The sequence below is a fragment of the Nannocystis bainbridge genome (assembly GCF_028368995.1).
Taxonomy (GTDB): Bacteria; Myxococcota_A; Polyangia; order Nannocystales; family Nannocystaceae; genus Nannocystis; species Nannocystis bainbridge.
On sequence record NZ_JAQNDL010000005.1, the window covers coordinates 210,368 to 230,754 of the forward strand.

General features: G+C 71.2%; 19 protein-coding genes. 13 read left to right on the forward strand and 6 right to left on the reverse strand.

The window, feature by feature from the left end:
- Positions 1 to 1,119 carry an SDR family oxidoreductase gene (locus POL25_RS41185; RefSeq protein WP_272091911.1) on the reverse strand — a complete coding sequence of 373 codons (1,119 nt, stop codon included), beginning with the start codon at positions 1,117 to 1,119 and terminating at the stop codon, positions 1 to 3.
- Positions 1,120 to 1,352: 233 nt separating this feature from the next.
- Here POL25_RS41185 and POL25_RS41190 point away from each other — a divergent pair, with 233 nt between their 5' ends.
- From POL25_RS41190 to POL25_RS41205, 4 genes are all read left to right on the forward strand, one after another.
- On the forward strand, positions 1,353 to 2,834 hold the full coding sequence (locus POL25_RS41190; RefSeq protein ID WP_272091912.1) for a response regulator: 1,482 nt from the start codon (positions 1,353 to 1,355) through the stop codon (positions 2,832 to 2,834).
- Entirely contained in the window at positions 2,831 to 3,922 is a 1,092-nt protein-coding gene (locus tag POL25_RS41195; RefSeq protein ID WP_272091913.1) for an adenylate/guanylate cyclase domain-containing protein, read from the forward strand. Before POL25_RS41190 ends, POL25_RS41195 begins: the two co-directional genes overlap by 4 nt.
- A 171-nt stretch (positions 3,923 to 4,093) precedes the next feature.
- Entirely contained in the window at positions 4,094 to 5,554 is a 1,461-nt protein-coding gene (locus tag POL25_RS41200) for a hypothetical protein (protein WP_272091914.1), read from the forward strand.
- Positions 5,551 to 6,720, forward strand: a complete 1,170-nt coding sequence (locus tag POL25_RS41205; RefSeq protein WP_272091915.1) for an ARPP-2 domain-containing protein — start codon at positions 5,551 to 5,553, stop codon at positions 6,718 to 6,720. Before POL25_RS41200 ends, POL25_RS41205 begins: the two co-directional genes overlap by 4 nt.
- Here POL25_RS41205 and POL25_RS41210 read toward each other — a convergent pair.
- The gene (locus POL25_RS41210; protein ID WP_272091916.1) at positions 6,717 to 7,010 is read right to left on the reverse strand and encodes an HU family DNA-binding protein; all 294 of its coding nucleotides are present in this window, start codon (positions 7,008 to 7,010) and stop codon (positions 6,717 to 6,719) included. The two genes, POL25_RS41205 and POL25_RS41210, sit on opposite strands and share 4 nt — an antisense overlap.
- A gap of 682 nt (positions 7,011 to 7,692) precedes the next feature.
- Here POL25_RS41210 and POL25_RS41215 point away from each other — a divergent pair.
- Genes POL25_RS41215 through POL25_RS41225 form a run of 3 tightly spaced genes read left to right on the forward strand, consistent with a single transcriptional unit; the run spans position 7,693 to position 9,347 of the window.
- On the forward strand, positions 7,693 to 7,914 hold the full coding sequence (locus POL25_RS41215; protein ID WP_272091917.1) for a hypothetical protein: 222 nt from the start codon (positions 7,693 to 7,695) through the stop codon (positions 7,912 to 7,914).
- Positions 7,915 to 7,950: 36 nt separating this feature from the next.
- A complete protein-coding gene (locus tag POL25_RS41220; RefSeq protein WP_272091918.1) occupies positions 7,951 to 8,754 on the forward strand; it encodes a hypothetical protein in 804 nt (267 codons plus the stop codon).
- Positions 8,751 to 9,347 (forward strand): hypothetical protein, encoded by a 597-nt coding sequence (locus POL25_RS41225; protein WP_272091919.1) that lies wholly within the window; start codon positions 8,751 to 8,753, stop codon positions 9,345 to 9,347. The genes POL25_RS41220 and POL25_RS41225 overlap by 4 nt, the downstream gene beginning before the upstream one ends.
- A gap of 256 nt (positions 9,348 to 9,603) precedes the next feature.
- Here POL25_RS41225 and POL25_RS41230 read toward each other — a convergent pair whose 3' ends face one another.
- The gene (locus tag POL25_RS41230) at positions 9,604 to 10,011 is read right to left on the reverse strand and encodes a hypothetical protein (RefSeq protein WP_272091920.1); all 408 of its coding nucleotides are present in this window, start codon (positions 10,009 to 10,011) and stop codon (positions 9,604 to 9,606) included.
- A 92-nt stretch (positions 10,012 to 10,103) separates the two neighbouring features.
- Here POL25_RS41230 and POL25_RS41235 point away from each other — a divergent pair, with 92 nt between their 5' ends.
- Together POL25_RS41235 and sthA are read left to right on the forward strand one after the other, a co-directional pair.
- Positions 10,104 to 11,105: an FHA domain-containing protein gene (locus POL25_RS41235; RefSeq protein ID WP_272091921.1), complete on the forward strand. Its 1,002-nt coding sequence runs from the start codon at positions 10,104 to 10,106 to the stop codon at positions 11,103 to 11,105.
- A gap of 163 nt (positions 11,106 to 11,268) precedes the next feature.
- A complete protein-coding gene (gene sthA / locus POL25_RS41240; protein ID WP_276594868.1) occupies positions 11,269 to 12,720 on the forward strand; it encodes a Si-specific NAD(P)(+) transhydrogenase in 1,452 nt (483 codons plus the stop codon).
- A 30-nt stretch (positions 12,721 to 12,750) separates the two neighbouring features.
- Here the strand turns inward: sthA and POL25_RS41245 are convergent, their stop codons facing one another.
- Entirely contained in the window at positions 12,751 to 14,163 is a 1,413-nt protein-coding gene (locus tag POL25_RS41245) for a vWA domain-containing protein (RefSeq protein WP_272091923.1), read from the reverse strand.
- Positions 14,164 to 14,424: 261 nt separating this feature from the next.
- On the opposite strand from POL25_RS41245, the gene POL25_RS41250 reads away from it, so the two are divergent.
- The 3 genes from POL25_RS41250 (at position 14,425) to POL25_RS41260 (ending at position 17,473) form a co-directional block, all read left to right on the forward strand.
- Entirely contained in the window at positions 14,425 to 14,892 is a 468-nt protein-coding gene (locus POL25_RS41250; protein ID WP_272091924.1) for a hypothetical protein, read from the forward strand.
- A gap of 94 nt (positions 14,893 to 14,986) precedes the next feature.
- Entirely contained in the window at positions 14,987 to 15,703 is a 717-nt protein-coding gene (locus POL25_RS41255; RefSeq protein ID WP_272091925.1) for a hypothetical protein, read from the forward strand.
- An 804-nt stretch (positions 15,704 to 16,507) separates the two neighbouring features.
- Positions 16,508 to 17,473 (forward strand): cation diffusion facilitator family transporter, encoded by a 966-nt coding sequence (locus POL25_RS41260; protein ID WP_272091926.1) that lies wholly within the window; start codon positions 16,508 to 16,510, stop codon positions 17,471 to 17,473.
- 229 nt (positions 17,474 to 17,702) lie between these two features.
- Here POL25_RS41260 and POL25_RS41265 read toward each other — a convergent pair whose 3' ends face one another.
- A complete protein-coding gene (locus POL25_RS41265) occupies positions 17,703 to 18,599 on the reverse strand; it encodes a hypothetical protein (RefSeq protein ID WP_272091927.1) in 897 nt (298 codons plus the stop codon).
- A gap of 162 nt (positions 18,600 to 18,761) precedes the next feature.
- Here POL25_RS41265 and POL25_RS41270 point away from each other — a divergent pair, with 162 nt between their 5' ends.
- Positions 18,762 to 19,754, forward strand: a complete 993-nt coding sequence (locus POL25_RS41270; protein WP_272091928.1) for a prenyltransferase — start codon at positions 18,762 to 18,764, stop codon at positions 19,752 to 19,754.
- Positions 19,755 to 19,859: 105 nt separating this feature from the next.
- Here the strand turns inward: POL25_RS41270 and POL25_RS41275 are convergent, their stop codons facing one another.
- Positions 19,860 to 20,327: a hypothetical protein gene (locus tag POL25_RS41275; RefSeq protein ID WP_272091929.1), complete on the reverse strand. Its 468-nt coding sequence runs from the start codon at positions 20,325 to 20,327 to the stop codon at positions 19,860 to 19,862.
- Between the last annotated feature and the right edge of the window lie 60 nt (positions 20,328 to 20,387).

Here is a 20,387-nt window from a genome sequence, read left to right on the forward strand (position 1 = left end):
TCACGCCTCCGCGTCCGACAGCTTCTTGCCGAAATCGGTGTCGCGGGCGAAGCGGAGCTGATTGAGGAAGAACTGCTCGACCGCCGGCGCGGCGAGGTCGGTCCCTGCCAGGGCGGCCCGGGCGCCCGCCGTGTCGAACCATAGTTGCAGCGAGAGGTACGGCGTGTAGACCCGCCCGGTCGTCAGGATCCGCTTCAGGCGCCCGAACGCGAACCTGTCGATCCACGGCCGCGCGCGCACGAACAGGTCGGGCCGCACGAACACCGCCGGCTTGCAGCCGAAGAACCGGCTCGCCGCCGTGGTCAACTGCTCGAGCGTGGCCGCGCGCTCGGGGCCCGCGCACAGGTGATACGCCTGTCCCGAAGGACCTGTCCGTTTGCGCAGGTGGCAGATCGCCTGGACCACGAAGTCGGACGGCACCACGTCCATCACCGCGTCGGGCCGCCCGGGCGCCCAGCGGAACCCGCGGGCGAACACCTTGAGCGGCCAGTACAGCACCTTGAAGCTCGACGTCCGGCCGGTGCGCGAGTCGCCGACGATGATGCTCGGGCGATAGATCGTCACCCGCTGCTCTCCGGCGCGCGCGCGCACCAGCTGCTCCGACTCGAGCTTGGTCTGCTCGTAGCTGTTGTGGAACGGCTGGCCGACGTCGAGCTCGGTCTCGAGCGCGGTGCCGCGGCGATCGCCGGCCACGTACGCGGTGCCGACGTAGTCGAACGGGCACTCGGCCGCGTTGGCGAGGTCGAGCATGCGGCGCGTGCCCTCGACGTTGATCGCGCGCGCCTCCGCGAGCGGGAGCGAGAAGCTGACCGAGGCCGCCCCGTGGATCACTCCCGTCGCGCGGCCGGCCAGCCTGGCCCAGCTCGCGGCGTCGAGCCCGAGGTCGTCGCGCTCGAGGTCGGCGCGCACGATCTCGACCCGTCGCGCCGCGGCGGCCAGCGCCTCCCCGGTCAGCCGGTCGCGCAGCACCGCGGCGCCGCGGGCCCGCGCCTGCGCCTCGTCGCGCCCGCGCACCAGCAGCGCGAGGCGGGTCGTCGGCTCCGTGGCGAGCAGGTGATGGACGAGCTCGCGGCCGAGGAAACCAGTGGCGCCGGTGATGACGAGGACGGGATCCGACATCGCGCGCACGATCGCCCTCGACGCCGCGAAGGGTCAAGCGGCGCCCGCGCGCGTGGCCGCTCTGCACGCCTGCGTGGCCCCTGGGGGTGCGACGAGGCAGATCCGGCGATCCCGGCGTCGCCGCCGCCGCGCGCTCGCAGGTCCACCTCCGCCGGCCTCGAACAGCGGCCCACAGGCCCTGAAAGACCGCCCTGTTCGGGCCGGTTCGGGCATACTCGGACCGCAGGAGATCCGTGAACGACGCCGACGATCCCCTCGCGCTGAACGACGAGATCGCCGCCCTCCGCTACTACGTCGGGGAGTTCACCGAGCGCGAGGAGACCCCCGCCGCGCTCGCGGCCCTCGAGCGGGTCGAGGCGCGGCTGCACGCCGCCCTGCGCGCCCGCACCGCCATCCTCTCCGACCTCGGGCACGAGCTGCGCACCCCGCTGAACGCCATCCTCGGCTTTTCGCACCTGTTGCGCGAGGACGTGCTGCTCAGCGCCGAGCAGCGGGCCCACATCGAGGTCATCCACCGCAGCGGCGAGCAGCTGCTCACGCTGATCGACGAGCTCACCGGCGGCCACGAGGAGGGCGCCGGCCAGGCCGGCTTCGACCTGCACTATCTGCTGGATGACCTCGCGGACATGTTGTGTCTGCGGGCCGCCGGCGCCGAGGTCGCCCTGCGCATCGATCGCGCCACCGACCTGCCGCGCCGCGTCCGCACCGACCAGGTCCGCCTGCGTCATCTCTTGCTCCTGCTGCTCGGCAACGTGCTCGAGGTCCCGCGCCGCGACCTCATCGTCGTCCGCGTGCGCATCGAGCCGGGCCCCGCGCCCGCCACCGGTTTGCTCCGCTTCGACATCCGCGCCCCCGGCATCGACCTCGCCGACCTGCGGCTGCGCTCGTTCGTCCGCACCGACGCCGGTTTGCAGACCGACGAACCCGGCCGCGGCCCCGAGCTCGCGGTCGCCATCGCCAACCAGCTCGGCGGCGAGTACCACGTCGCGCCCGATCAACTCACCCTCACCTTGCCGGTCGGGCTCGGGCGCGGCGCCGACGACCCGCGGCGGCCCACGCGCAAGATCCTCGGGATCGCCGGCGGCCAGGAGGCGCCGCGGATCCTCATCGCCGAGGATCGGTGGCAGAGCCGCCAATTGCTGGTGCAGGCGCTCTCGCGGGTCGGCTTTGAAGTCCGCGAGGCCGCCGACGGGCGCGAGGCCGTGCACTTGTGCGAGACTTGGCGTCCCCACCTCGTGTGGATGGACATGCGCATGCCCGGAGTCAGCGGCATCGAGGCCACGCAGCAGATCAAGCAGAGCCCGGAGGGCGCCGACATCGTGGTCATCGCGTTGACGGCCAGCGCCTTCGAGGCCGACGAGGCGACCGCGCGCGCGGCCGGCTGCGACGACTTCCTGCGCAAGCCGCTGCAGCTGCATCAGGTGTTCGACAAGCTGAGCGAGCGGCTCGGCGTCACCTATGTCTACGACGACGCCCCGCCGCTGGCGCGCGTCGACGCCACCTCGCTGCACGGATTGCCGGCGCCGTGGTTGTCGGCGCTCGAGCAGGCCTGCCTGCAAGCCGACGTGTTCACCATCGCGCGCATGATCGACTTCGTGCGCGGGCAAGCGCCGCAGGCCGCGACTGTCCTTTCGGACATGCTCGAGCAGTACAACTACGCCGCGATTATCGACCTGACCCGGCACGCGTTACAAGCCGCCGGAGGTGGCCCATGAGCGAGAAGTCCTATCAGCCTGTGCGCGGCGACATCCTCGTCGTCGACGACACCCTCGTCAACCTGCGGATCTTGACCGAGATGCTAGCCGCGCAGGGCTACAAGGTGCGGCCGGTGACCTCGGGTCCGCAGGCGCTGCAGGCCGCAGCCGCGGCCGCGCCGGACCTCGTACTCCTCGACATCAACATGCCGGGCATGACCGGCTACGAGGTGTGCCAGCAGCTCAAGGCCCAGACCGACACGCGCGACGTGCCGGTCATCTTCATGAGCGCCCGCGACGAGGTGCTCGACAAGATCCGCGCCTTCGAGGTCGGCGGCGTCGACTACGTCACCAAGCCGTTCCACCTCGAGGAGCTGCTCGCTCGCGTCGCCACCCACGTGTCGCTGCGGGCCCTCCAGCGCCAGCTGGAGGACGCGCGGCTGCTGGCCGAGAGCGCCGCCGCGGCGCTCGCCGACGAGAAGCGGCGCAGCGACGACCTGCTCTACAGCATGCTACCGCAGAGCGTCGCCAACACCCTCCGCGAGGGCCGCAGCGTCGTCGGTGACCACTACCCGCAGGTCACCGTGCTGTTCTGCGACATCGTCGACTACACGCGGGCCGCCAGCGATCACTCGCCGCTCGAGGTGTTCGAGCTGCTCGGCCGGATCTACACCCGCTTCGACGCGCTGATCGAGCGCCACCCGGTCTACAAGATCGAGACCGTCGGCGACTGCTACGTCATCGCCGGCGGCGTGCCCGACCCCAACCCGCGCCACGCCGACGCGATCTGCGACGTCGCCCTCGACATGGTCGAGGCCATCGACGGCATGGCCCTGCCGACCGGCGCGCCGCTGCAGATCCGGATCGGCATCAACTCGGGCCCGGTGGTCGCCGGCGTGGTCGGGACCAAGATGCCGCGGTTCTGTCTGTACGGCGACACGGTCAACATCGCCAGCCGGATGGAGACCACCAGCCAGCCGATGCACATCCAGATCAGCCAGTCGACGCACGCGCTGATCGACCCGAGCCGCTACAACGTCGAGGAGCGCGGCGAGATCGCGCTCAAGGGCCGCGGCAACATGCGGACCTACTTCGTGCGCCGTCGCTGAGGTCGTTCGCGCGCGCGAGCGCGGCCGTGCGCCTCCACGCCGGCGAACCCCGCGTGGTAGGCTCGTCGGGCCGCCCGCGGGACTTCCGTTCGACTTCCGAATTCGGCCTTTGTAGCTGCACCAAGCAGTCGAGCACTCCTTCCCCGGGCGGCGCTACCTGTCCCGATGATCATGTCCGTGCAGACCCGCCACGCCGCCGCCGCGCGGGTCACCTGCGAGGACCTGGTGCTGTTCCTCAACGCCTGCTTCTGCTGCACCGGCCAGCGCGAGTTCTACAGCGACGGCCACGCGCAGACCGTCTCGATCGAGTTCCTCCACGACTACATCCGCGGCAACTACCGCCGCCTCTACGCCCGCACCCTCGCCGCCGGCGTCAACCACTTCAACCGCGCCCGCATCGTCACCGAGCTGCTCGCCAGCTCCCGCGACCTCGAGCCTGACGAGCGGCGCGACGAGGGCCGGCTGGTGGTCGCCGCCCTGCGCTCGCTGCCGGCCCCGCGGGCCTACCGGGCGCTCCTGGGCGTGCGCGCCCGCGGCGTCAACAATCGCCGCCTGCGCGCGATCGTCCGCGAGTTTTTGACAGCGCGGCCGGACCTGCAATTCGACGCCATCAAGTACCGCGGCAAGCTGCGCGACCTGATCCTCCACACCCACCTGCGGCTGCCGGGCGAGCTCGGCGGGTTCCTTTTCAAGGGCTGGAAGCAGCGCCGCTATCAGACCCCGCTGCTCGAGACCTTCCGCAAGGCCCACTTCAGCGACGAGGCGCTCTATGAGCTGCCGTTCACCGTCGCCGAGGGCATGGCCGCCCGCCGCAAGATCGATCGCGCCGTGTTCCTGCGGAAGATCGCCCCGCGCCTGACCGCCCTCGAGCGGCTGCGCCTGCAGGCCACCGCCGCGCGTGAAGGCGTGACCGGGCTGGCGATCGACCTCGCGCGCGCCGGCCTCACCCGGCTCGCGATCTACGTGCTCTCGCTCGCGCCCGCCGACCGCGAGGCCAGGCGGGTCGAGCTGCAGGCCGCCTTCGACGGCGCCGCCCGTCGTTGCCTGCGCGACGCCCCGCTCGCGCTCGGCCGCGTCGTCGCCGTCCTCGATCGCTCCTACTCGACCACCGGCTCGCCCGACAAGCCGCGGCGCTCGCTGGCGATCGCGCTCGGCGTCGACGCCCTGCTGCGCGCCGCGAGCACCGACTACCTGGCCTTTTGGACACCTGCGACGGTCGACCCGCTGCTGGCCGTCCCGCGCGGTCAGACCGACCTCACCGGCCCTCTGCTCGACGCCCTCGAGACCCGGCCCGACCTCGTCGTCGTCGTCAGCGACGGCTTCGACAACGACCCCACCGGCGGCGCGGGCGAGGTCTGCCGCGTGTTCAAGGCCCGCCTCGATCCCGCGGGCCGCACCACCATCGTCCACATCAACCCGGTGTTCGACGCCCCCGAGCTCGGTCCGCGGCGCCTCGGCGCCTCCGTCCCGACCCTCGGCTTGCGCGACGCCGAGGACCTGCCGACCGCGCTGGCCTTCGCCCGCTTCGCCGCCGGCGACCTCTCGCTCGCCGAGCTCGAGGACTACCTGGCCCGCCGCGTCGAAGTGTTCCTCGGCCGCGCCGCAGCCCCGGCCCCGGAGGCGGGCGTTTGAAGTTCGACGAGACCACCCAGGGCCTCGGCCTGCGCGGCCTGCAGGTCGCCCCCGCCCAGGCGTTCGGCGCGGTGCGGCTCGTCCCCTTGCTCAAAGAACATGTCCGAGAGGACCTGCGCCTCGGGACACATTCGTTCCGCGACCGCCGCCCCCACGCCGTCGGCCTGCGCGGTCAGGCCGACGCCCCCGATGTCGCCTACTGCTCGTACATCCCGCACGCCTACGTGCTCGACTGGACCGACGACGGCGCCGCCGTGGCCGCTCGCGGCGCCGCCCTGACCGACAAGCGGCTCGGCTTGCGCGACGTCGGCGGCGTGCGGGTGCTGCACCGCATGGTCCGCCGCGAGGAGCCGGGCGCCCTGCGGTTCCTCCCGCTGCACCTGGCGATGGAGGGCTTCCTGTCGCTGCACTTCGGCGGCCCCGACGTCGCCTGGAGCGAGTACAGCCGCCAGGCGCTGAGCCACGGCCTGTCGCCGCGGCGCGAGGGCTCGGTCCTCGGCGTCTACGTCCAGGGCCTCGAGGACGCGGTCCGCATGTTCGAGGTCCACGAGCGCCAGGTCGGCTGCCTCGTGTTCGTCGCCGACGCCCTGGCGGCGATGGTCGTGTTCCCCCACCCCGACGACTACCGCGCCCTGCACCGCAGCCTCGTCCGCGATTTCTTCGGCGAGCTCGTCTATCAATACGCGATCCTCTACGACGACGTGCCAGCCCACCGCGTCGCCGTGCGCGAGGCCGAGATCGCCGACCTCGCCGACCTGCGCGCCGCCATCACCCGCGCCCGCGCCGACTGGACCGCCTTCACCGCCGAGATGGCCGCCGGGGTCCTGCGCGAGAGCTTGCGCTGGCAGACGATCCACCGCGCCGGCCCGTTCCGCCTGCGCCGCTTCATGTCCGCGCTGCGCCCCGACGAGGACAACCACATCGGCGAGGCGATCGTGCGCGACAGCGGCGAGCTCGAGTACTGCAAGACCTTCCGCCTGTCGGCGGCCCAGGTCCGGCGCGCCTACTTGCTCGAAAAGCTGGCCCAGAACCTGTGGGATCTCGCGCGCACCGCCGAGGCGCTCGGCGTCACCGTCCCGGCCCTGCTGGTCCGCCTGCGCAACGCCGGGTTCGCCTACTTGTTCAAGGAACATGTCCTGAAGAACCTGCCCCCCGGGACGGTTTAGCCCTCCAGCGCCGCCTTGAGCTCGCGCGCCGGCTTGAACCGGACCGTCTCGGCGCGGGGGATCTCGATCGCCTCGCCTGTCTTCGGGTTGCGCCCGGGCCGCGCTTGCGTCACGTGCACCGCGAACGAACCGAAATTCGGGTGAACATAGCGCCCCTCCCGCCGCAGGCTCTCGACGACCCCGGCGAACACCGCGTCGACCACCTTGCCCGTCGCCCCCACGGACAGCTCCGGCCCGCCGCTCTCCTCGAGCTGGCGGCGGATCGTCTCGATCAATTCCTTGCGCGTCATGGCCTGAGGCTAGCAGGCCCGACCTGCGTGAAGGGCGCACCTCCGGCAGTGTGGCCGGTCGGCCACGCAGGGCCCGCCGCGCGATCTCTCGCGGCGCCGGCGGTGGAATTCGTCGTCGTTGCAGATGCATTCACCGCTGCACGCGCTGCCTCGGCGTCACCGCGAACAATGTCTGTCTGCGCATACACAACCGGTGCTCCGGTCCGGGCGGCACCCGGCGCCGGCGCATGAGGCCGCCCAATCAATGAGGCTCTAAGGTATTGTCGGCTGGATCGGAGCCTTGACGCAAAGTGGCGAAGCTTGCCTTGATTGTATCGAGCCTCACAAATGTTTCTTCGGACGGGCCCTGGTCGCCCGCCGAGGGCCCGCGGGTCCCGATCCATGCTTGTACAATCAATCTTGACCCGCCACTATACATCTGAGCATGATTGCAACCTGCTACCTCGAGCGTTAGCGTCGAAGTTGCTCTAGGGTCATTGAAGCGTGGACTTCTCAACTCCGGTGCATCCAGACCGGTCGCGTCATGGCCCTTCGGGCCGATACCCTTCATGCCCTGCGAAGCGGTCACACCCTGGGCCACCGCACCAGGCACTCCACGGACCAGCTACCCCGTCGGCCACCCATGACCAGCACTGCCAAATTCGCCCTGGGTTTCTCCCTCAGCCTGGCTCTCGGTACTGGCGTGTTGTCGCAGCCCGTCGAGCCCTCGGCCGGCTGGTTCGGCAACTGCCTCATCTGTAAGTGGGATCCCTGGGGCGGCCCGGCGTTCTGCGCCACCACCTCCGGCAAGGGTTGGTGGGGCTGCTACGCCACCGGTTACAAGTGTCTCAATGGCGGCCAGCCGTGCGGCAAGAAGGCTCCCACGCCCGCCGCCACCGGCGAAGCCGGCCCACAAACCCCCTGAGCCCCGAACGAAGCACACGGAAGCGGCTGGTTCGGAATGTCGACAAGGAAGTTGATCTGCACCCTCGCGGGTCTCGCCGCCGTCTGCGCGCTGCTGTCGTACGCGGCGAGCGAGCGCCTCGGCGGCCTCCGCGGCGGCTCCACGGCCTCGGCCGCGGCCCATCACGCCGGCCCTGGGTACGGCTCCTATCTGCAGATCGCCGGCGTCCCGGCGCGAGACTACGACGCCGCCAACGCCGGGGCTCACCGCGACGGTGACGCCTGGGTCCTCGGCGACGTCGACCTCGAGGCCGTGCGCGCCGCCGCGGCCGCGCCGCAGGACCTCGATCGCTTGGCCGAGGCCGACCCCAAGTGGATCCCGACCCAGACGTGGAAGATGCGCCACGGCGGCGCCAGCCCGTTCGCCCTCGCCAAGGAGCACTGCAGCGCCCGTCACCTCGCGCGCATGGAGGCCATGTGCAAGGCCGACATCAGCGTCGTCGTCGAGCGCCAGGGCGCCGGCGAGGGCCACGTCGTCTACGCCCGCCCTGCGCTCGGTGACGGCGCCACCGACGACTGCCGCGCCTACGCCGACTGCATCGCCCGCGACGCCTGGCTCGACCGCGCCACCCCGCTGCCGGACGGCCCGGACCCGCTCCACGCGTTCCAGGCCGGCGACATCCGCCTGCCGATGCACGGCACGCGCGACGAGTGGCAGGTCAGCCTGCACTCGGAGATCGAGCTCGTGACGGACAACCTCGCCGCGATCCGCCAGCTCGACCTGGCCGATCCGCAGATCCGTCAGAGCCTCGACCTGCAGCAGGATCTGCTCGAGCAGCTCGAGTGGATGGCCGCCCTGTGACCAGCCCGCTCCGCCGCCATCGCCCCCTCGTCGCCGGTCTGATCGCCGGGCTCCTCGTCGCCGTCGCTACCGCGTGGCTGCTCGACCCGGCCCGCTGGCTGCGCCCCGGCGTCGGTCGCGTCTACGTCATCGGCACCTGCTCGTACAGCAAGGCCGCCCTCGACATCCTGCGCGCCGACCCCGACGCCCCGTTCGTGCCGCTGGTCCTGCCCGCCGAAGTCCCCGAGTTCGAGGCCGACGCCTGCGACGAGGCCCGCGCCCGCCTGCAACGCGGCGGCGCCTTCTGGCTGGCCGTGCTCCCGCGCAGCTACGTGTGCCGGCGCCTCTCCGACCTCGCGGCCGCCCGCTTCACCGCCGAGACCACCGGCGAGGGCTACCCCGCGTGGGTCAGCGCCCAGGGCGAGTTCGTCGGCCTCGGCGTCGACCCGCGCCAGATCGCCGCGCTCGGTTTGACCCCGCCGCCGGCCGTGGTCCGCTTCTGGATCGAGGGCGGATACGAGCGCGCCCTCGTCGAGTCGCTCGGCTTCGTCGTCCCGGACGGCACCGTCCAGGGCCCCCGCCAGCCAGCGCCGATGGCCTCCCCCATCGAGTGAGCCGTCCGAGGGGACATGTTCTCCAGAACATGTCCCCGCGGTCATGTCCACCCGACCTGCGCCATCGAGCATGCCCTCTCGGTCATGTCCTCATCGACATGTCCTCTCGAACATGCCCTCTCAGACATCTGGCCCGAGCAACCTTCATCCTCCCGCCGCGCTAGCTGAACTGTGGCGGCCGACAGTCAGAGCGCCACGCGCCCGCATCGCGACCGCGCACCGCCGTGCGCCCGAGCCCGCAGCGCGACCAGCCGCCTCACCCGCGCTCGAGCGCGTCGGCGGCTTGCAGCGCCACGAAGCTCCACGCGAACAGACCCAGCCCGACCAGCACGGCGACGCGCAGCCCGGTGGCGAGCGCGTAGCAGACATGGAGCCCGGCGCAGGCGGCGAACAGGCGCCAGCGCGCGCGTGAGGGTCGTCGCGTCAGCACGCCGGCGGCCAGCGCCGCGACCGCCGAGAAGTACCCCAGCCACAGCCAGCCCGCGGCCGGGACCGCCGGCAGGGCGCCAGCCTGGAGCCCGGCGGCGATCTGCTCGATCACGCTGTGCTGTTCGCAGAGGTCGATCACCGGCAGGGCCGCGCAGGCGAGCCCGAACGGCGCCGCCGCGCGACGCACGGCCTCGCGCTGCCAGCGTTCGGTGATGTCCTCCCGCCCCTCGGGCACGACCCTCACCCTACTGCGCCGCGCCGGCGAACGCACGCGCGCGCGCAAAAACGCCCGCACCGCCGTCGATCGCCCCGGCTATGATGGTCGGGATGGCCGAGGCGCACGGACGAGACGACGACGACAAGCCGAGCCGCGCGACACGCATCCTGTCCGCGCCGGCCGAGCCGAGGGCCTCCTTCGCCGCGACCTTCAAGGCGATGTTCCGCGAGCTCCACCCGATCTACGCCGCCTTCGACAAGGACGGCCTGCTGTGCGTCGCGGCCCGCGAGGACGGCAAGATCGCCTCCTACGTCCACCTGCCGATCCTCAGCGAGCAGGGCGCCTTCGGCGTCATCGGCCGCCACGAGTGCTGCGCGCTCACCCTCCACGACGAGGAGGTCTCGCTGCGCCACGCCCTCGTGCGCGTCAGCCAGCAGGGCCTCGGCGAGGCCCGCGTGCGCCTCATCGACCTCGACTCCTCGAACACCTTCCGCACCGAGGACGGCCAGATGTGCAAGTCGGTCCTCGCCGAGGGCCCGCTGTTCGTGCACCTGCTCGACTACCAGCTGTTCCTGTTCCCGACCGGCACGCTGGCGCCGAGTCGCTGGGAGAGCAGCGCCGACGCGACCTGGCAGTCCTTCCCCGAGCGCGTCTACCTCGACCACCGGATCCCCGAGCGCGTCAATCGTGAGCAGCGGCGGCCGCAGCCCGCCGGTCGGGCCCGCCGGCACACGTACATGACGCTGCTCCCGGCCGCCCAGCACTTGCGCGCCAAGCCGGGCGCCGGCGGTCGGGTCGTCGGCACCATCCTGCTCGCCGCCGAGAACACCCAGATCGCCCATCGCGTCTCGGCCGAGGATCTCGAGCGCGGCATGCTGATCGGCCGCTACGAGCGCTGTCAGCTGGCCGGCGCCAGCCACAGCCTGTCGCGCGTCCACCTGGTCCTGCTGCTCGACGAGAACGACATCTGGGCCGTCGACACCGCCAGCCTCAACGGCACCATCGTCGACGGTCAGAAGATCAGCGCGATCGTGCTCGACCGCGAGATCGAGCTCAAGCTGCCCGCCGGCATGGGCATGCGCTGGGTCCCCGAGCACATCCCGCCGGCCTAGGCGCGAGCTCCCCGCGACGCGCGATCGACGGGAGGCCCCTCGTCAGCCGCGTGATCGCCACGACATGCGCGGCGGTCCCCGCTCCCCGGCTCGCGCCTGCATGGTCGGCGCGGCCTGGTAAGCTTGCCGCGTCCGAGGGACCCGCGTGACCGCCGAGCTCAACCTGTCCTCTTCGCCATCTGGTTTCGTCTCCGCCCGGTCGGGCGGCCTCGAATTCGACGTCGTCGTGCTCGGCTCCGGCCCCGGCGGCGAGGGGGCCGCCATGCTGGCGGCCAAGGCCGGCCGGCGCGTCGCCCTCGTCGAGCGGTACCGGGCGGTCGGCGGCGCCTGCACCCACCTCGGCACGATCCCCAGCAAGGCCCTGCGCGAGGCCGTGCGCACGCTGAAGAGCGTGCGCCAGAACCCCATGTTCGCCGACCTCGTCGCCGGCCACGTCGTCACCTTCCCCCAGCTCCTCACCGGCGCCCGGCGGATCATCGACAGCCAGGTCGAGCTGCGGCGCAGCTTCTATCACCGCAACCACGTCGAGGTCTTCACCGGCCACGCCCGCTTCGTCGACCCGCACACCGTCGAGATCGAGGAGCCCGGCGGCGCCCGCCCGCGCCTGCGCGCCGGCGGCTTCGTCATCGCCACCGGCTCGCGCCCGTATCGACCGCCGGACGTCGACTTCACGCACCCGCGGATCTTCGACAGCGACACCATCCTCGGCCTCGGCGTCCACGGCCGCGAGCGCGTCCCGCAGTCGATCACCATCTACGGCGCCGGCGTCGTCGGCTGCGAGTACGCCTCGATCTTCCGCGGCCTCGAGATGAAGGTCAATCTCGTCAACAACCGCGACAAGCTGCTCGCCTTCCTCGACGACGAGATCATCGACGCGCTCTCGTACCACCTGCGCGACCAGGGCGTGCTGATCCGCCACAACGAGACCTACGAGCGCATCGAGCCCCAGCCTGACGGCGTCGTCGTCCACCTCAAGTCGGGCAAGCGGCTGCGCTCCGACATCCTGCTGTGGGCCAACGGTCGCACCGGCAACACCCAGGACATGGGCCTCGAGGCGATCGGCATCCAGCCCAACGGCCGCGGCCAGATCGACGTCGACGACGTCTACCGCACCCGCATCCACCCGCACGTCTACGCCGTCGGCGACGTCGTCGGCCCCCCGAGCCTCGCCTCCGCCGCTTACGATCAGGGCCGCTTCGCCATGACCCACCTGATCCACGGCGAGTGCGACGCCCGGCTCGTCAAGGACATCCCGACCGGCATCTACACCGATCCCGAGATCAGCTCGGTCGGCCGCACCGAGCGCGAGCTGACCCAGGACGGCGTGCCCTACGAGGTCGGCCACGCCCTGTTCCGCAACCTCGCCCGCGCCCAGATCACCGGCATGCGCGTCGGCGTGCTCAAGCTGCTGTTCCACCGCGAGACCCTGCAGATCCTCGGCGTCCACTGCTTCGGCGATCAGGCCGCCGAGATCATCCACATCGGCCAGGCGATCATGGCCCAGAGCGGCGAGGCCAACAACCTGCGCTACTTCATCAACACCACCTTCAACTATCCGACGATGGCCGAGGCCTACCGGGTCGCCGCCCTCAACGGCTACAACCGCGTGTTCTAGGCCCGGCGCTTCGTCGGCAGAGGTCGCGCCCTACTTGCCGAGCTTGTACGCCTTCGACTTCGACTTCTTGCCGTAGATCTTCGCCTGCTCCGCGCTCTGACGGGCCGCGTCGAGGCCGGACTCGGCCTCCTTGAGCTCCTCGATCTGCTTGACCAGCTTCGGGCTCGGCGTCGCCTTGTGCTGCTTCTCGAGCGCGACCACGCCGTCCTGCAGCACCTTGCGCGCCCGGTCGTAGTCGCCGCCGTCGACCGCCACCGCCGCCGCTTGCATCTGCGCCGCGCTCTCGACCTCGGCCACGCGGACCGTCACCTCCGTGCGCTCCGAGCGGGCGATCTGCTCCGGATCGGTGCTGGTCGGGGCCGACAGCGCCAGCTTGCCCTCGACCGGCTTCCCCTGCTGGGTCTGGTCCTTGGCCCGCAGGTCGACCGTGCCCAGCGCCAGCTGTCCGCTCGCACCTGTCCCGAAGTTCACCTGCAACCGGACCACGATGTCGCGCACCTGCTGGGCCGCCAGCGAGCCGACCAGGATCGACGCGCCCTGCGGCGTCTCCTGCCAGGCGTAGCCATACACCTGGCGCACCTGGACCCCCGGCGCCATCTGCATCGTCACCTCGATCCCCGACGCCACCGTCGCCACCAGCCCGGCGAACTCGTCCGACAGCACCCGCGGGATCGCGTCGGTGCCGGGGATGAAGTGATAGCGCCCGCCGCCCTGGTCGGCGAGCCGCGTCATCAGCTCCTCGTTGTAGTCGAGCCCGACCCCCAGCGTCGACACGCTGACCCCGTGGCCGAAGCCCTCGCGCGCCCGCTGCCCGAGCACCTGCGGGTTCTGCTCGCCGACGTTGGCCTGGCCGTCGGACAGCAGCAGCATGTGGCGCAACACATCCTCTTTGCGGGTCTTCGGGTCGAAGATCTCGAACCCGCGGTACAGCGCCGGCCCCAACGCCGTGCCGCCGCGGGTGTCGAGTCCCAGCACCACCGCGCGCGCCGTCTTGAGGCCGGCCTCGTCGACCAGCATGCGGTCGGTCATCACCTCGACGTCGCTGTCGTAGGCGATGAGCGACAGCCGATCCTGCGGCTTCAGCTCCTTCAGCAGATCGAGGGTCGCCTGTTTGACCGCGAGCAACTTCTCGCCGGCCATGCTGCCCGAGCGATCGAGCACCACCGCGAGGTCGAGCGGCGGCCGCTCGCCGGTGACCTCGCCCATGCCGCGCAGCCGCAACAACAGCTGGAGGTCGAGCGTGCCGGTGCGGCGGTCGAGCACCTCGAATTGTGGCAACACCTCGAGCTGCACCGAGCCCGAGGTCGTCACCCAGCCGAGCCCGCCCGGCACCGGCGCCTCGGCCTGGATCGGCTGCTCCGCCGCTTCGCTCGCCGGCACCTCGCGCCTGGGCTCGACCAGTCCCTTGCCTGTACATCCGCCCGTGACGAACAACGCGAGCATCGTGAACACGGGGACCAGCGAGGACGGGCGCGGCGAGGGCATCGTCGCCTGCAACGCCGCCGCGGCTCGCCGGTTCTGATCGACGATCGAAGCGCGACGATCCGCGGCTTCGATCTCTCCGATCCCCACGCTTCACGCCGCGATCGCTCGTCCTCACGAACGACGCTGCGCGGCTCGAATTCGCGCCACCGCGCGACGTATGACAGGCTGTCCCTTCGGACATCTGATTCGCGAGCCCACGAACCACGCTACCCTCCGCGCGTGCCGGTCCGACTCGTCGCCCTCCTCGCCCTGCTGGTCCTCGGATGCGCTCACAGCCCGCCCCCACCCGCGGGACCGCGCGTGCTGGCCGGCAGCGCGCAGATTCAGCGGGCCGAGGCGACCGTCGAGCTGACGCTGCGCTACCAGGTGCGCGAGGGTTCGGCGCTCGAGATCTCGGGCGAGCTGCGCGGCGGCGGCAGCGGCAGCGTCGGCGCCGTCGCCGTCGAGCTCCGCCCCGAAGGCTTCGAGCTCGCCGACCCGCCGATCTGGACCGCCGAGGTCGCCGCTGGCGAGGCCGCGAGCCACACCTGGAAGCTGCGCCCGCTGGCCGAGGGCATCGCCCGCATCGAGGTCCGCCACGGCCTCGCCGGCGGCGACCTCGACGGCAGCACCACCGCCGCCTTCCGCGTCGACGCCGACGCGATCCGCCTGTGCGCCACCGCCGACTGCGCCGGCGAGGCGCCCTGAGCGGGCCCCGGCCGCGAGTTCACGAAGCGAGATCGCGCAGGGAGTTTTCCCGGGGCCGGTCTGTTATCCTGTCGGAGTCGGGGACCCCAGAGTCATGACTGAACAACGCGAGTACGCCGCCCGAACCAATCTTCACGCGTTTTATTCTCACAGTCAGCTCTTGATCGTCGCCGAGGGCGAGCTGCCGTCGACCGAGTACGAGATCGACATCGGCCACCAGGCCGGCGAGTCCATCCCGACCTTCGCCCTCACGCATCGCGCTCGCCCGACCGCCGTCGATGCGCCGCCCAAGGCCACGCCGTTCCGCTACGGCGAGATCTTCAGCATCGGTCGCCCGCCGGACGTCATCCGCGTGCGCCACAAAGAGGGCCTCGACGACGTCAACGTCGAGTTCACCCGCGACGACCTCGTCGACATCGTCCTCAGCCTCAGCGGCGGCGACGTCGAGGTCACCCTGCCCGACGCCGACGCCGACACCGGCGCATCGATCCCCCCGCCCCCGCCGTCGGGCTTCGACACGCACCCGCCCCCGCGCGAGAGCTCGGCCCCGGTCGAGTCGCGGCCGCTGACCGCCAGCGAGAAGGCCGGCATCCTCGGCGACATCGCCGTCCGCTACCGCGAGTCGATCGGCTACTCGAACAAGCTCTCGTTCGACGAGGCCTTCGCCGACGCGCTCAAGAAGCTGCCGCCGCCGTCGGTCAAGTTCCCCGACATGCTCGAGACGGTCGAGGTCGTGCAGATCGGCGCGAGCTTCGGCGGCATCGCCGGCTTCCGCCGCCTCGAGGTCCGGATCCGCGCCTACCCGGATTGACCTGCTTGCATCTGCACCCGCCGCGCGAAAAGGGGTGCTTCCCAAGCTCCGCGGCCCTGTGGTAGGAACCAGTTCGTGCCTTGTGATTCCGTGACAGGAGGGCAGGTCTAGCTCGCTGCTCTGCAGCGGGGCGGCGTTGCGCCGCCCGAGCGTCTTCCCCACCATCCATCACAAGGAAGGCTATTCCAGAACGTCGCTGATCGTCCGTAGCCCATACGGGCCGCGACGGGCTGGTTCAACCTCGCCGATCGTGGTTCCGTGCGCGGCCCGTATGGGCTACGGACGGCGAGTTCAGTGAGCCTTCCATGTCCCAGGTCTTGAGGTAGATCCTCCTTCACAAATCACGATGCACGGATGGCCGAGGCGCGACAGCTCCTCGGCCATCGCTTTTTCTGGTACTGTCCTCTTCGTGCTGCGCGTGTGCGAAGGAGGTCAGGTCTAGCTCGGTGCTCTGCACCGGGGCGGCGTTGCGCCGCCCGAGCGTTCTGCACGTCATTCGTCACAAGGAAGGCTGTTCCAGGATTCACTGATCGCCGAGGTACCGGTCGCATCGCGACGGGCTGGTCCAACCTCGCCGATCGAGGTTCCGTGCGCGATGCGACCGGTACCTCGGCGGTGAATCCAGTGAGCCTTCCATGTCCCAGGTCATGAGGTAGAAAGCTCCTCGCCGCGCACGGCACATGCGGCCCCGACGACCTCCCCGCCGCTCGCGGGAGGCCCTCGGGGCCGCGGCTTTTGGGTCGCTGCGTGCGCCCCTGCCCGCGTTCGCTTGACATCCCGGCGCATCGGTCCGATGCCAGATCCATGGGTACCGCCACCCACTCGCGGCCTCCGCGAGAACGCGCCCGACGCGCTCTACGCGTCGCTCTCGTCCTCAACCTCGCGTTCCTCGGGCTCGAGACGGTCTTCGCGTTCCTCAGCGGCTCCCTGGCCCTGCTGTCCGACGCGGCGCACATGGTCAGCGACGTCGCGGCCCTCGGGCTGGCCCTGCTCGCCGCCGAGTTCGCCCTGCGCCCGGCCGTCCAGGGCCGCACCTACGGGTTCGCCCGCGCCGAGGCCCTCGGCGCCTTCGCCAACGCCCTGTTCCTCGCGTTCGCCTGCGCCCTCATCGTCCACAGCGCGATCGGCCGCCTCAGCACCGGCGACACTCACTTCGAGCCCGAGCCCGTGCTGGTGGTCGGCACCGCCGGCCTCGTCGTCAACCTCGCCTCGGCCTGGTACCTCGCGCGCAGCGGCGGCGACAACCTCAACATCCGCGGCGCGCTCATCCACATGCTGGCCGACGCGCTCGGCTCGCTCGGGGCGATCGTCGCCGCCGTGCTCGCCTCGACCTGGGCGATCCACGCCGCCGACTCGATCCTCAGCCTGGGCATCGCCGTCCTGGTCCTCTTCAGCGCCTGGGGCGTGCTGCGCGACGCGACCCGGGCCCTCCTCGATTTCGCCCCGACCCACCTCCCGCAGGAGCGCGTCGAGGCCGAGCTGCGCGCCGTGGCCGGGCTGTCGGAGATCCACGAGCTCCACCTGTGGAGCATCGGCGGCTCGCCGGTGCTCACCGCCCACCTGGTCCCGCAGCCCGGGGTGGCCCCCGGCGACCTGCTGGCCCGCGCCGAGCACGTCCTGCGCGAGCACCTCGGCGTCGTCCACACGACCCTGCAGATCGACGACCCCGGCCCGTGCGCGCAGCGGCGCTGCCCGCTGTTCGACGAGCAGCTGGCGAAGATCCACACCCACGGTCACGCGCACGGTCACGGTCACGGCCACGCGCACTGACGGGCCTGCCGAGCGGGGCACGACACCGCGAGAGGTGCCCGACCGTCGCCTGTCCCGCAGGACACATTGAGAACATGTCCTGAGGGACAGGCCACGACTTCGCGCCGCGGTCACCGGCCTCAGAGGACGTGGGACATCATCACCTGTCCCGCAGGACAGGCTATCGTCATGTCCTCCGGGACAGGCCCGCGGCGTCGCGCCGCCACCTGTCCCGAAGGTCACGCCCTGCCTAGAACCCGATCTGCTTGCACGTGCAGCCGGCCACGTCCGGCCCGCACTGCGTCGGCGGGGCCGGGTTGTCGGCGCTGACCGACAGCGGGATGTAGCGGTCGGGCGACTGCGCGTGGCCGTCGATGCGCGTCCACACGTCTGCCGACGGCTCGAGCGCGTTGACGGCGGTCGCGTCCGCGTTGGTGATGAAGGGGACCACCAGCTTGTCGTCGGGGTAGCCGAAGCTCTTGAGGCCCTCGCTGAGGCCGTAGTGCGGGCCGATGTACTTGCAGCCGGCCTGGTCGAACTTGGCGAACACGTCGCTCGGGCAGTTGCTGCCGGTCGCCTCGCGGTAGTACTGCAGGAACGCGATCTCGCAGCCGACGCCGCCCGAGCAGCGGACCAGGTAGCGCCACCCGGTCTTCTTCGGATCGATGCAAGGATGGACGCACGGGTTCCAGCTGATCGGCAGGCCGTCGCCCGGGCGCAGCTTGTCGGCGTAGCAGACCTCGCCGCGGAAGAACGGCAGCACGAAGGTCGGGAGGTCGCCCTCGCCCATCCCCGTGCAGTCCTCGGGCGCCTCGCAGGTCGCGGGCGGCCCGGTGGTCGCCGTCGGGTCCCAGCCCGTCGTCTCGGTCGTCGGCCCGCTCGTCGAGGTCGTCGCGTCGGTCCCGCCCGAGTTGCTGTCGCTCATGCTGCCCTCGGAGCTGGTGGTCGGCGCCGCCGTGGTCGTCGGCACGTCGGCCGTCGTCGATTCGGTGCCCGTCGCGCCGGTCGCGTCGGTCTCGGTCCCCGTGATCGAGGCTGACTCCGACGCCGTGTTGAGGGCGGCGGTCACCATCTCGTAGTTGTCCTGGCAGCCGGCCGCGAACGCGAGCGCGGAGAGCCAGGCCGTACGCAGCCAAAGCTGAGACATGGGCATGCCGAGCAGTGTAGAGGCTCGCCGGGCCGCGGGCGACATCTCGGCCGCGCGGCCTGCGCCGCTGCAGGGGGGCACGTGGCCCCGCGCACGGGCATCGCGCCCGCGGCGCCCGCATCGCCGCTCGCGCCCGGCCCGCGGGTTCGGCAAGCTTCGCGCATGTTCGACCTGCGCATGTGGTTTCGAGCGCTGCAGATCATCCCGCGGCTCGGCAAAGACGAGTGGGACCGCCTCGACGTCGTAAGTCGCTGGCTCATCGCCACCCGCGCCGCCGTGTTCGTCATGACCATCGTGTCCGCCGGCATCGGCGGGATCCTGGCCGCGCGGGACGGTCAATTCTCCGGCCTCAACTTCCTCGCCTGCCTGATCGGCCTGGTGTTCGCCCACGCCACCAACAACCTCGTCAACGACCTCACCGATCACCTGCAGGGCGTCGACAAGGGCAACTACTTCCGCGCCCAGTACGGCCCGCAGCCGCTCGAGCACGGCCTCATGAGCGTGCGCGACGTGCTCCGCTACACCGCCATCACCGGCGCGATCGCCCTCGCCGCCGGCGTGTGGCTGATCGCCGCCACCGGCACCACCGCGCTCGGTCTCATGCTCGCCGGCGTCTTCTTCGTGCTGTTCTACACCTGGCCCTTGAAACACATCGGCCTCGGCGAGCCGACCGTGCTGCTGGTGTGGGGCCCCTTGATGGTCGGCGGCACGTACCTGTGCACCGCCGGGCAGTGGAGCTGGGACGCCGCGCTGATCGGCACCGCCTACGCGCTCGGGCCGACCGCGGTGCTGTTCGGCAAGCACACCGACAAGCTCCCGGCCGACCGCGCCAAGGGCATCTTCACCTTGCCGGTGCTGCTCGGCGAGCCGCTCGCGCGCCGCTGCGTCACCGTCATGCTGGCCGCGCAGCTGGTCGCCGTGCTCGCCCTCGTATGGCGCGGCGCGCTCGGCTGGCCGCTGCTGATCGTGCTCGCCGCCGTGCCGATGCTGCGCGACACCGCCGCCGTGTTCGCGCGCCCGCGGCCCGACACCTGCCCGCCCGAGTTCCCCAAGCACATCTGGCCGACCTACCTGGTCGCCTATGCCTTCCGCTACAACCGCCGCTTCGGCCTGCTGTTCCTGCTCGGCCTGCTGATCGAGCTGGCGCTGTCTTAAGTAAAAAGACGCCCGCCGAAAGCACGAAGGGCCGAAGCCATCGCGGAGGATGGCTTCAGCCCTTTGGGAAGCGCGGTGACCGGTAGCACCCGGTCGCGCGGCGGCTCACTTCGGAGCGGGCTCGGCGGGCGCGGCGGCAGCGGGCGCAGCGGGCGCCGCAGAGCCGGTCGACGGCGTGCAGATCGGCGCCTCGGTCCCGTTCTCCGTGACCTTGTTGGCGACCCCGTAGCAGCCCCACACCACCTCGAGCTCGCGGCACGAGCCCGGGTTGAGCTCGATGAACTTCGCGGCCCGCTGGCGCGCCTCGGGCGACTGGCCGATGTTGGGGCCCACCCACTGGAGCTGCAGCCGACCGAGGATCTCCTTCGTCAGGCCGACATTGATGCTCTCGCGCGCGGCCGCGTTGGTGACGCATTGGTTGTAGTCGACGATGTTCTGCAGCACGCAGACATTCCCCTCCGACAACACGTAGCCCGACTCACAACCTCCCGGGCTCTTCGTTTTGTCGCCCTTGCAGGCGACGGCGGACAGGGCGGCAGAGCTCAGGGCGAGGACGGCGAGGATACGGAGCATGGGGGGAGCCTCTTCGTTGCGGCCGATTGTATGCCACAGGGGTCCGCGCGCCGCACGAAA